General features: G+C 53.8%; 11 protein-coding genes. 3 read left to right on the top strand and 8 right to left on the bottom strand.

Annotation, left to right across the window (positions count from 1 at the left end; genetic code table 11):
• The 3 genes from DFP90_RS22890 to DFP90_RS12765 all read left to right on the top strand — a co-directional run.
• The coding region (locus DFP90_RS22890) for a calcium-binding protein (RefSeq protein WP_218044661.1) at positions 1-2,376 on the top strand (2,376 nt) is incomplete at its 5' end.
• Between the two features lie 504 nt (positions 2,377-2,880).
• Positions 2,881-3,213, top strand: coding sequence for a hypothetical protein (locus tag DFP90_RS12770; protein ID WP_115936865.1), 333 nt, complete (start codon positions 2,881-2,883; stop codon positions 3,211-3,213).
• Positions 3,214-3,344: 131 nt separating this feature from the next.
• On the top strand, positions 3,345-3,677 hold the full coding sequence (locus tag DFP90_RS12765) for a hypothetical protein (RefSeq protein ID WP_115936864.1): 333 nt from the start codon (positions 3,345-3,347) through the stop codon (positions 3,675-3,677).
• A gap of 3 nt (positions 3,678-3,680) precedes the next feature.
• Here the strand turns inward: DFP90_RS12765 and DFP90_RS12760 are convergent, their stop codons facing one another.
• From DFP90_RS12760 to DFP90_RS12725, 8 genes are all read right to left on the bottom strand, one after another.
• Entirely contained in the window at positions 3,681-4,451 is a 771-nt protein-coding gene (locus DFP90_RS12760) for an MBL fold metallo-hydrolase (protein WP_115936863.1), read from the bottom strand.
• 25 nt (positions 4,452-4,476) lie between these two features.
• Positions 4,477-5,262 carry a TatD family hydrolase gene (locus tag DFP90_RS12755; RefSeq protein WP_115936862.1) on the bottom strand — a complete coding sequence of 262 codons (786 nt, stop codon included), beginning with the start codon at positions 5,260-5,262 and terminating at the stop codon, positions 4,477-4,479.
• Positions 5,262-6,818, bottom strand: coding sequence for a methionine--tRNA ligase (gene metG, locus DFP90_RS12750; protein ID WP_115936861.1), 1,557 nt, complete (start codon positions 6,816-6,818; stop codon positions 5,262-5,264). The genes DFP90_RS12755 and metG overlap by 1 nt, the downstream gene beginning before the upstream one ends.
• Before the next feature lie 54 nt (positions 6,819-6,872).
• Positions 6,873-7,994, bottom strand: coding sequence for a DNA polymerase III subunit delta' (locus DFP90_RS12745; RefSeq protein ID WP_181905337.1), 1,122 nt, complete (start codon positions 7,992-7,994; stop codon positions 6,873-6,875).
• A complete protein-coding gene (gene tmk, locus DFP90_RS12740; RefSeq protein WP_115936859.1) occupies positions 7,994-8,626 on the bottom strand; it encodes a dTMP kinase in 633 nt (210 codons plus the stop codon). The genes DFP90_RS12745 and tmk overlap by 1 nt, the downstream gene beginning before the upstream one ends.
• A 4-nt stretch (positions 8,627-8,630) precedes the next feature.
• Positions 8,631-9,773 (bottom strand): D-alanyl-D-alanine carboxypeptidase family protein, encoded by a 1,143-nt coding sequence (locus DFP90_RS12735; protein WP_115936893.1) that lies wholly within the window; start codon positions 9,771-9,773, stop codon positions 8,631-8,633.
• 85 nt (positions 9,774-9,858) lie between these two features.
• Positions 9,859-10,854: a septal ring lytic transglycosylase RlpA family protein gene (locus DFP90_RS12730; RefSeq protein WP_181905336.1), complete on the bottom strand. Its 996-nt coding sequence runs from the start codon at positions 10,852-10,854 to the stop codon at positions 9,859-9,861.
• A gap of 17 nt (positions 10,855-10,871) precedes the next feature.
• Positions 10,872-12,113 (bottom strand): lytic murein transglycosylase, encoded by a 1,242-nt coding sequence (locus DFP90_RS12725; protein ID WP_181905335.1) that lies wholly within the window; start codon positions 12,111-12,113, stop codon positions 10,872-10,874.
• Between the last annotated feature and the right edge of the window lie 68 nt (positions 12,114-12,181).

Below are 12,181 nucleotides of genomic sequence, written 5' to 3'. Positions count from 1 at the left end.
AACAATATCATGGTGCGGATCGGTGATGCCGATGGCACCAAGCAGGCGGTCAACATGCCGCTGCCCTTTGGCAAGACCTACCGGGCGCTGGAAGGCATTCAAGTGGTCATGGGCAGCCGGAACATCATCTATAACCAGGGCACATCCAATGATGTGATTCTGGCGATCGATCCCAAGATCCGCCTTGACCCGGCTGTCTTGAACCCGTTCCCGAAGGTTGAGCAGGTGGATGCGTTTGGCAATACCAAGAAAGATGCCAACGGCAACCCGATCATGGGCCGGAACTATCCGTTCAAACCCAATCCGGGCGGGTTCAATCTGTTGACCCCGAGTGCCTCCATGGCGACCTATTCTGCGCAATGGAAGGATGCCTGGACCAAAACCAAGAATATGTCCCTGCCGAGCAAGGAGGATCTGAGCAATTACTGGAAGGAGAAAACCAAGGATCTGACCAAGGAAAACCTCCTGAAAGGCATGAAAAACACCACCGGTAACGTTCTGTTTGGCGGCCAGGGATCTGATGTTATCCTGGCGATCGGGAAAAATAACTTTGTCTTTGGCGATACCTGGACCTCGATCCTGGATTACGACATCAACATGCTGTGGCGGTCGGATAACCAGGTCTGGAGCCTGCAGAATATCCCGGGGATCGGCGGCTTGATGGCCATGGCCGGCATTGATATCGGGGCGTTGGCACCGTCCGGCACCATCGGTAGCCTGACCGGCCTCTCTGGCGGCGCGGATGGCTCGGTCAGTCATGATGGTTCCAAAGTGGATGAGGCCTGGGCAGGATTGGCCGCTGGCATGCCTTATGTGGAGTTTAAGGTTCCCAGTGCCATCATTTCGGGCATCGGTACACCGATCAACTATATCTCGGATGTTGTAAATGGCATTTCCAACGGCGATTGGTATGGCGATCTGGTGGCCAAAGGCACCGAATGGAACCAAGGCAGTCCGGATGTGGATGGCAATGGCTATACTGATGCGGCGGATCAGTCTGGTGCACGGGGCTATGAGTCCGGCAAGATCGGCGATGCCTTCTCCGGCTGGAACAGCGGCGGTCCGCAGCTGATCAGTGCCATTCCGGATCTCTCGGTCTTTGCCAGCATGGGCACCTGGGTGCCTAATTTGTGGAACTATTTCACAGGTTCCGCCGATGCGGATGGCAGCTGGCTGAATGAGATGAAGGATTATTACGAGAAGATGGGCATTCTCCAGAATGACGGAGACCTGATCCTCGGTGTTGGCGAGCTGAACTATGTCTTTGGCGGGGCAGGGGGCGACATGGCGGTCCTGCTCGGTGAGAAGAACCGGTTCCTTGGTGGTGACGGGCGTGATGTTGCGTTGGGCTGGGGCAATGACAACCGTCTCTTTGGCGGCAACGGCGATGACATGATCCTGGCACTGGGCCAATATAACTCGGTCCGTGGCGATGCTGGCGACGATGTCTTGATCGCGCTTGGCCAGAATAACCGGATCAAGGGTGTCAGCGGCGAAAACTTCATGATGGCGGTCGGCAATTCCAACACCATTGTGGGCGGCAGCCAGAATGACATGCTGGTGGCCCTTGGCAGCAATAACTACATGTATGGCGGTGACGGGGATGATTTCCTGATCGGTGTCGGTCAGAACAACATCTATAACCTGGGCGGCGGCAACGATTATGTCATCAATATCGGTTTTGCCTCCATGACCTATTTCGGCGGCGGTACCGATGTGGCGATCGCGGCCGGGGCGGGTAACTATCTCGACACCCAGGAAGGCGATGACGTGCTGGTCGGCAGCGCGGACGGTCAGGGCAATTACCTGTCCGGCGGCCGCGGCAATGACACGATCTATCTGGGCGGCCTGGAAAACAAGGTCTATGGCGACAGATCGGAAGACAGTGATGCGAACAAGGGCAATGACACCTTTGTCATCACAGAAAACATCAAGACCGTCGAGGTGCGCGATCTGGAGGACAAACATGGGGCCATCGACCAGGGCGACCGTTTGGTGCTCGGTTCCGGATTGGACAAGGACAAGATCTGGTTCAGTCAGAATAACGATGACCTGGTGATCGAGATTGACCGTTGGGACAGCGCTGCTAATCCGACGCAGCCGGATTATGAGGTCGGATTGTTGACGATCCAGAACTGGTTCCAATCCTCTGACCATCAAACCGAGCTGGCGTTTGATTATGACGATACAGCCAAAACGGCCAGTTTGCTGTCAGCATCGGATATTGCGAGTCTGGTGTCTGCCATGGCGGGGTACAGCCGGGGATCGGCATCGGCCGGTTTCTCCAGCGGGTTGACCGCGGCAGAGAAGACGGCACTGGACAATATCTGGAACAATGCGACACAAACGACGAATTATTCCGTGGCCAGTGCGTAAGTTATAATTAAGAAAGGCTCAAACGAAGAGCCATCTTATTGAAAAATTAAAACATCCCGGGTGTCCGCAAATGGGCATCCGGGATGTTTTTCTGTGAGGCCATGGTATAGAGACAGTGAATGGCCCATCGGTAGAAGACGGAAAAGATATGAATAGATCCCAAACAATCACTTCTGAGGATATATTGGCATATGATCCTGAGCGTGGCGCCATCATTAGATTAGCAGATTTATCACTTCCGTGCGGTTGCCAGGATGGAGATCAGTTCGAGGGATCAGTCACGATTAGGCACATGGATGGCCGCGAGGAACAATATGAAGCTGTTGTTGAGGTTGTTCCAAGCTCATTGAGCCCGGTTGGGAAAGAGATGCCACGACATTTGGCTGTGTTGTTGAAGTCTCTTGGCTCTTGTGATGGGCTGGTTGGCTCTAGATGCACGATTGACCTGAGAGACAATGCATTAAAGAGCCGTATCAGCTTTTAACATTTTGGGGAGGGGCGAAGATGACTTTTAAATTTGCGCCGCGTTTTTCCAAAAAGCTGAACAGTGCGAAGGGGGCATTCACACATGAACTTACGAAAGACGCGGTTGAAGAAGCCATTTCTGTTCTCGTTCATGATGATGTTCTTTTCCAAAGAATGACTCATTTCATTGAGGTTGCGCGGCAAAAAGAGCCAGTCCTATCAGATGAAGAAGAAGTGGCGTTATATCAGCCGATTTCAGAGCGGGTGACGGAATATTTGATCCGGTTTAATAAACTCAATTACATTTTTTCAGCGGACATAATTGAGGAAATATTTCAACGCATTGAAGATAATAGCTTGAAGATAAGATGATGCCGTTCTTGAATATGAGTAATACGCATAATGTATATTATGGAAAATAGTATACAGTGAACAAAAGCGTAAGTGGATGTTGTGACAGCCGTCATTGGGTAATGATCCCGGACATGGCATTCTGATGGATTATGGCTCAGGTTCGTGATCTTAATCTTCAATTGATCTATCTGCCGCTGTCGATACAGCGGCAACAGCAAAAAGAACGTTCTCTGCGCGCTCTTGCATTTGCCATGCTTGGATTGGCCGCCATCTCGCTCCCGATCCTGCTTTGGGGCGGATTGAACGGCATCGCGTATGGCCTTGTCCTGTTGATGGCGATCTATTCCGGTGCTTGGCTGTTGCTTTCCATGCCGTTGGATCTGCTCGCCTTATGGCGAAGCAAACGTGCGCTTAGAGCGCTGGCACGTGAGTTTGGCCGTGAAGATCTGCTTGATCAGCATCTGCCGAAGCAACTGGGCTGACAATCAGATATCCAGGATCATGCCATCAAAGGCCGGTTCAACACCATCGGGTAAATTATTGACCAGCCATTGATAATCCATGCGCGTATTCATGTGGGTCAGAATGGCGCGGCGCGGTTTTACCCGGTCGATCCATTCCAGGGTGCGTTCCAGATGCGCATGGGTTGGATGCTCATGGGGCTGCAATGCGTCGACAACCCAGGTGTCCACATCGGCCAGCGCGTCAAACGCCGCATCATTCAACCGCACCACGTCCGTTGAATAGGCAAAGCCGCCGAACCGGTAACCCAAGGTGATCGAATGGCCGTGATCCTGGTCAAAGGCTGTGACCTTTACCGGTCCGATCTTTACCGGTCCCTTGATTTCATTGGGGTTTAGCACGGGTTTGTAATAATAGCGGTTCGCTCTCGGATCCAAGGGCGTGAAGCAATAGTCAAACCGTTCCTGCAGCTGTTGCAGGGTCAGGGCGTCGCCGTAAACCTCAATCGCTTCCCCCATGACATGGCAGAGCCAGCGCAAATCATCGATCCCGTGGCAGTGATCGGCATGGGCATGGGTGTAGAAAATGGCGTCCAGCCGTTTCACATCAGCCATCAGCAGTTGTTCCCGGCAATCAGGGCCGGTATCAACCAGGATTGTCTGGCCGCCCTCTTCCACCAAGACGGACGCGCGTTTCCGCCGGTTGCGCGGTTCATCGGGGTCACAATCGCCCCAGCCGAGCCCCACTTGCGGTACGCCGCCCGATGTTCCGCATCCTAAGATCGTAACTTTCATGCTCAATCACTTTGTACGCGGCAACCTAAAGTGTGGCGCGCGCTTTGCCAAAAAGACGGTAAAAATTCTCGGAGCTGGCCCGGGCGAAATTCTCGGGATCCATGCCTTTCAGCTCTGCCACACAATTGGCTGTATGGGCGACAAAAGCAGGCTCGTTTTTCTTGCCGCGATGCGGGATCGGCGCCAGATAAGGACTGTCCGTTTCCACGATCAAACTCTCCACCGGCAGGGCGCGTACAGTATCGCGAATTTCTTCGGCCTTTTTGAAGGTTACGATGCCGGATAGAGAAATCATGAATCCAATTTCAACTGATTTTTCAGCGAGTTCTTGTGTGGAGCTAAAGCAATGGATAACGCCTGGAAAAGCACCCTTCTGGTATTCTGCCTGCAGCATGGAGACGGTATCATCATCCGCATCCCTGGTATGCACGATCAAAGGCAGCTGGGTCTGGCGGGCGGCCTCGATATGGGCAAGAAAGCTTCGTTGCTGAAGCTCCCGGGGACTGTGCTCATAGAAATAGTCCAACCCGGTTTCGCCAATGCCGATTACTTTTTCATGCTGGGCCAGCTCAACCAGTTGTTCCGACGTCACATCCGGCTCCGCCTCGGCCTCATGGGGGTGAACGCCGACCGTGCAATAGACATTGTCATAGCGTTCCGCGATGGCCAGTACCTGCGGAAAACCTGAAAGCTTGGTGGAAATGGTGACCAGGGTTTCGACACCGGCGTCACGTGCGCGCTCTACCACGGCATCGAGATCCTGGCCGTCCCGTTCCAGATAATCGAGATGGCAATGGCTGTCGACCAGCATCAGGCCCCCTCACCTTCAGGTTCCACGAAGCGCGGGAAAATCCCTTCAGGTTTATCCAGGACTGATCCGGAGGGCAGCACCTTGTCAAAGGCGGTAAAGAAGCGGTCTTCCGCCGGTACCTTCAACAAATCCAGCAGTTTGGCGGAAGAAGCAGGCATGACCGGTTGGGTCAGGATGCCGACCCGGCGCAGCAATTCCGCAGTCACATAAAGAATGGTTCCCATCCGTTCCGGATCGGTCTTCTTCAGCGCCCAGGGTTCCTGGCCGGCAAAATATTTGTTGGCATCCGACACCACTTTCCAGATCGCTTCCAGGGCCTTGTGGAAGGCCTGGTCATCCAGATGCGCCCGCACGATCGGCAGCAGGCTTGCAGCCTGATCCAGGATCGCTTTGTCTTCGTCTGAGAAGGTGGCAGGTGTCGGAATCTGGCCGTTGCAATTTTTGAAAGCCATGCTCATGGAGCGTTGGCACAGGTTGCCGAGATCATTGGCAAGATCACTGTTCATGCGGTTGACCATGGCCTGGTGCGAGAAATCTCCGTCATTGCCAAAGGGCACTTCGCGCATCAGGAAATAGCGGGTCTGATCGAGTCCGTATCGTTCAACCAGATCATAGGGGTCGATCACATTGCCGACCGACTTGGAAATCTTCTGTCCTTCATTGGTCCACCAGCCATGGGCGAATACTCTTTTGGGCAGCGGGATGTCGGCAGCCATCAGGAAGGCCGGCCAATAAACCGCATGAAACCGCAGAATATCCTTGCCGACCATATGCAGATCCGCCGGCCAGAATTTCCGGAACTGGTCATCATCCTGGTTCGGGTAGCCAACCGCCGTCAGATAGTTGGTGAGCGCATCCAGCCAGACATACATGATATGGGCGTCATCGCCAGGAACCGGCACGCCCCAATTGAAGGTGGTCCGGGAAACGGAGAGATCTTTCAGCCCGCCTTTCACAAAGGAGACCACCTCGTTCCGGCGGCTGGCCGGTTTGATGAAACCGGGGTTATTTTCATAAAATTCCAGAAGTTTGTCTTCCCATTTGGAAAGGCGGAAGAAATAGCTGGGTTCTTCGACCCATTCGACTTCCGCTCCGCTGGCGGTCGCGATCTTCTTGCCGTCCGGGCCGTCTTCCAGTTCGGATTCCGTATAGAAGGCTTCGTCACGCACCGCATACCAGCCTGCATAAGACCCTAGATAGATATCGTCGCTTTCCAGCAGCTTTGTCCATAGCGCCTGGGCGGCTGTAATATGGCGCGGTTCCGTGGTGCGGATAAAATCATCATGGCTGTAATTCATGAAATTCGCGAGGTCGCGGAAATTCTGACTGACCTTGTCCGTGAAGGCCTGCGGATCGGTGCCCGCCTTTTCCGCTGACTTTTCCACTTTCTGGCCATGTTCATCCGTGCCGGTCAGGAAATGCACATCATACCCGTCCAGACGTTTGAAACGCGCCAGAACGTCACAGGCCATCGTGGTGTAGGCATGGCCGATATGCGGCTTGTCATTGACGTAATAGATCGGCGTTGTGATGTAATAGCTGTCGCGGCCAGACATATGGTCGTCCTGTCAGATAAAGATTGTCTTAAAATAAAAGAGTGAAAGAGCGTTTTAGCGCTGTTGAAGCATTGTTTCCAGTGTCAAAAACGCAGAAACAATCACCTGCTTTCGATCCAAGTTGGCAGGAGCTTCAGTTTTTGCCAATAGGCTGGCCAATGAATCCTTGATTTCCATCCATCGGGCAACGCTGCCGGTTTGCATGCAGGCAGCGAGGACCTGTTCCTCCTCTGCAACGACCATTGGCGGCATTTGGCCTGTGGCAGCACTGCGGATGAGGCGATTAAGCCACCATTGCAGCATGTCGCGAAAGACTTGATAGGCGGTTTTGGCATCCTTGCGTCCCAACTGATCGCCGAGTGCATGAATTTTTGCCAACGGCAGATCCTTTGGCCTGGAAAACAGACTCATCAAGATCCGGAACAGGTCCAGCCCGCCCTGCTCTGCCAGCATCATAGCCTTGCCAACGCTGCCTTCGGACAGACGGGCAAGAGCTTCAGCTTCGGCTGGCTCAAGCTCCGGGTGGCGCTCAAGCAATAAATTGTTCAGATTATCCGCCTGCAGCGGTTTTAGTTCCAGTCGACGGCAGCGTGACCGGATTGTTGGCAGCAAACGGCCGGGCGCATGAGAGACCAGCAGGAAGACCGCACGGGCCGGGGGTTCTTCCAGAACCTTGAGCAGCGCATTAGCTGCATTTCGGTTCAGATCATCGGCGGCATCAACGATCACCACGCGCCAATCACTTTCCGCCGGTGTCAGCCTGACAAAGCCGGCAGCCGTCCGGGCGATATCGACCGGGATATCATTTTCGGCAACACGGTTGTTCTTTGGATTGACCATGCCTTTTTCAAGCACGAGGAAATCACTATGGCCGCCACTGGCCATACGGTGAATAAGGTTTTCCTGTTCCGGGCCGAGATCGAGATTTTCCGGCGCATCGCCAAAAAGCCCGCCGCCAGCACCGCCGCCAGACAAAATGAATCGGGCGATACGGTACGCCATAGTGGCTTTCCCTATGCCTTTGGGGCCGGTGATGAGCCAGGCATGGTGCAATCGCCCGGAATTCCACGAATCCAGGAAATTGGCCTCTGCCTCGGCATGACCTTTCAGAATTGTACGCAATTTCGGATCATTGGGGGCCAGATCCAGATCAACCGGTTCTTTTTTGGCAGCCATTAGCGGAGCCCCCATCTTTTTCCCGCATCCTGATGAATGGCTGTCCAAACGGTCTCAAGATCCTGAGAGGCATCGATGGTGACAAAACGGTTCGGATTTTCAGCAGAGATCGCCTGGAACCCAGCCCGCAATTTGTTATGGAAATCCAAGGTCATGGATTCAAAGCGGTTTTCGTCATCCTGCCGGGCATGGGCGCGCTGCAAGCCATCTTCCGGTGCAATATCCAGATAATAGGTCAGGTCCGGCGTGAAACTGCCGAGGACAAGATCATGAACCGATTGAACCATTGCCTGGCCCAACCCATGCCCAAAACCCTGATAGGCCATGGTGCTGTCGGCAAACCGGTCGCACAGGACCCATTGGCCCTTTTGCAGGGCCGGTTTGATTACTTTTTCCACATGATCCCGCCTTGCCGCATAGAGCAGCAATAGCTCGGTCACAGCATCCCAACGGCCAGGCTCGCCTTTGACCAGCAGGTCCCGGATTTCTTCGGCACCGTCGGAACCGCCCGGTTCCCGAGTGACCAGGACCGTCCGGCCATGTGTTTCAAGCAGTTGCCGAAGGCGTTGGATCTGCGTGCTTTTACCGGCCCCTTCCCCGCCTTCGAACGATACAAATCTGGCGGTGTTCATGGGATCAGTTCTCACCCCAGAGAAGATATTCAAACGCTGCGCTCAAGCGACCGAACATGCCGAGCTGAGGCACATCTTCCGCAGCGTAGAGCGGGGTTTCGATTGTGTCCATGTCGGGTGCTTCAATGACCAGGGTGCCCAGGATGCTATCCTTGGCAATCGGTGCCGGCACTGGTTCGTTATAGCGGATGGAGACTTTAAGATCGTCCCGGTACTTCCGGCGCATGGTCAAAAGGATATCCTTTTTGACAATCATCGGAACCGTGCCGGTCTGGCCAAGCCATACAGGGGCGTCCCCAACGGTTTCACCGGCCTGGAACAAGGGATAACGATTCCATTCCCGGAAACCCCAGCTTAGCAGGCGCTCAGATTCGACCGCTCGGGCCTTCTGTGAATCCAGGCCATTGATCACCAGGATCAGCCGACGCCCATCGCGCTCGGCAGAGGCGGTCAGGCCATAGCCGGATGCTTCGGTATGCCCCGTTTTCAATCCGTCAGCACCATCAAAATCACCACGTATCAATGGGTTGCGGTTGCTTTGTTTGATTCCGCTGAAAGTGAATTCCTTCTCGGAATAGATATGATAATAGTCGCCGTAACTGCGGATGGTTTCAGATGCCAGGATTGCAAGATCCTTGGCACTGGTGAAATGATCGGGGTCGGGCCAACCGCTGGCATTGCGGAACTGGCTGTCGAACATGCCGATTTCACGGGCTGTCTGGGTCATTTCCTTGGCAAAGCTCTCTTCACTGCCGGAGATGCCTTCGGCGACCACGATGGTGGCGTCATTGCCCGACTGGATGATGATGCCACGCAGCAAATCTTCGATATTGACGCGCTTGCCGACCTCGACAAACATCTTGGATCCACCCTTTTTCCAAGCCTTTTTGCTGACCGGAAAACTGTCTTCCAGGGATAAGGTTCCATTTTTCAACTGTTTGAAGACCATGAAGGCGGTCATCATCTTGGTCATGGATGCCGGATACATGCGTTCTTCAGCGTTTTTCTCAAACAGGACGGCGCCTGTGTCGTGATCAATCAGAAGAACCTGTTTCGCAGGCGTCTCCAGCGCATGGGCCGGCAAGGCGATCAGGGTTCCCAGCAATGCTGATGCAAACAGTTTCAAAGGGCTTTTCAACAAGGACATTTTCTCGATTTTCTCAGTCTGCAGGAATTTTGGCATGGTCTAGAGCGTGATTATGCCTGAAATAAGGCAGCGGGAACGATTTGGATCAATCGTCGACAATAATTCTAGCGTCCGGATAACCGGCTTCGGTGATGGCTTCTTGCAGCCGATCAGCCTCCTCCACCTTATCAAACGGGCCAATTCGGACCCTGAACAAGGGCCGGTCCGCCTTATTGATTTGTTGAATGATCGTTGGTCCAACCGATGACAGCCGGGCTTTGGTGATCACCGCATTTGAATATTGGGAGAATGCTCCGGCCTGAATGTAAATCTGCGGCGGGGCTGCGACAGAGACAACTGTCACCTGTTCGTCAGAAACGGGCTCGCCAAGCGTTTCTGATTCGACGCTGACGGGCAGATTGCTGGAACTGGCGACCTGGACATCATGGTTCGTGCTGCTCGGTTTGGAATCGACTGTGCCGACGGGGGCTTCCAGCGGTTCCGCCTGGACAACGATCGAGGGGGATGCGGCCGGTGCCGGAGGATGGTCCAGGGTTTCACCGTTCATAATCGCCACCAGTTGCCGGCTTTCCGCTTCCAGGACCTCAACTTTGACCAATGCCGTGCCCTTTATTTTGAAACCCAGCAGTTCTGCAGCCCTTTTTGACAGGTCGATAATCCGGTTGTGGGCATATGGCCCCCGATCATTGACTTTAACCTTCAGGGAACGGCCGTTTTCCAGGTTTGTCACGCGGACCATGGAGGGCATGGGCAGGGTCCGGTGGGCAGCGGACACTTTATTCATGTCAAAAATGGCACCATTGGCGGTCTGTTTGCCATGGAAATTCGGCCCGTACCAGGAAGCGATGCCGGTTTCCACATAGGCATAATCCTCCTTGGGATAATACCAGTTGCCTTTGATTTGATATGCGTTACCGACCTTATAGCGTTTCCCGTTTCCGCCGCTACCATCCCTATGCTGGATGTCGGAGGCGTCCGCAGGGGAAATTTCCTTGCTGGCCTGCGACAGGAACTGGATTTCACTGCAGCCCGTCAGCATGAACACAGACAAAGCCGCCATTCCGAGAAACTTCGTATTCATGATCTTCTTTCCCGAACTCATTCGCTTGTCCCGTTCTTCAGCTTGTCAATCAGCGAGGCGGTTGGATATCCATCCGCCGGAAGCCTGTTTTTCCGTTGATAGGCTTTCAAGGCCTTCCGGGTGCGTGACCCCAGTATGCCATCAGGTTCACCTGGATCAAATCCCTGAGCCAGCAGTACTTCCTGAAGAAGTTGAATGTCACTTCTGCTCAAGGGCTTATCATTTTGCGGCTGCTTGGTTTTCAGCGGCCCATGGCCCACAAGGCGGTCGGCCAGATGCCCGACAGTCAACGCGTATAAAATTGAGCGGTTCCACACCATGATATTGCGGAAGTTATCATAGACCAGGAAGGCCGGACCTGCGTAACCTGCCGGTAACAGGACGCTTGCTTCCATGCCGTCAACGATGGGGAGGTCTTTGCGGTTCGTGCGCCTTATCCCCATTTTCTGCCATTCGGACAGAGGTTTGCGGATGTTTAAATCGGCATTTTCGAGATCGAATTCCTTCGGCAGCAAGACTTCCCTGCCCCAGGTCTGATCTCCCTTCCAGCCGATTTGGCTGAGATAATTTGCCGAAGAATTCATCACATCAGGCAGGCTGTTCCAGATATCAACCTTCTGGTCCCCATCCCCATCAATGGCATAGCGGGCAAATGTTGATGGCATGAACTGTGTTTGACCCATCGCGCCCGCCCAACTGCCAAGCATGTTGACCTGGTTGATATGGCCGGCATCAAGGATTTTCAGCGCATGGATCAATTCGCCCTGGAAAAACTCGCTGCGCCTCGGATCGTGCGCCAGTGTCGCCAGAGCATCCACGACCGGAAAGCCACCGGTATAATCACCAAAATTCGTCTCCAGCCCCCAGAAAGCTACCAAGAAACGCGGCTGAACCCCATATTGTTTGTAAACTTTATCCAGCAGGGAAGCATGTTTGACCAGAAGTTCCCGTCCGCGTTTGATCCGGGCCTCGGAAACCCCGTTATTCAGATAGACCCATAATGTGCGTGTGAATTCCGGTTGTTTGCGGTCATATTCCAAGACTTTCGGAACCGGCTTCAGATCTTTAAACGCCCGGTCCAGGGTTGCCTGTGAGATACCGGCCTTAATCGCCTCGGATTTGAAACGGCTGACCCAGTCCTCGAACGCGACGGGGTTTTCCTTGGCATTTGTGGCTGTTGGCGTTTCGCCAGCGAAACTTTGAAAACTCAAACCCAAAAATGCAGCGACAATGGCGGAAAGTGCGAGTTTCTTATGCATGAAGGGCCCTGGAAAATAACTCATGGAATGGGAACGGTCTTGGACTGGCGACACTAAAACCGATTCGC

Origin of the sequence: Aestuariispira insulae (assembly GCF_003385955.1) — a bacterium.
GTDB lineage: Bacteria > Pseudomonadota > Alphaproteobacteria > UBA8366 > Aestuariispiraceae > Aestuariispira > Aestuariispira insulae.
Note: the sequence above shows the minus strand (reverse complement) of the source record. Positions and strands in the feature narration are given on the sequence as shown.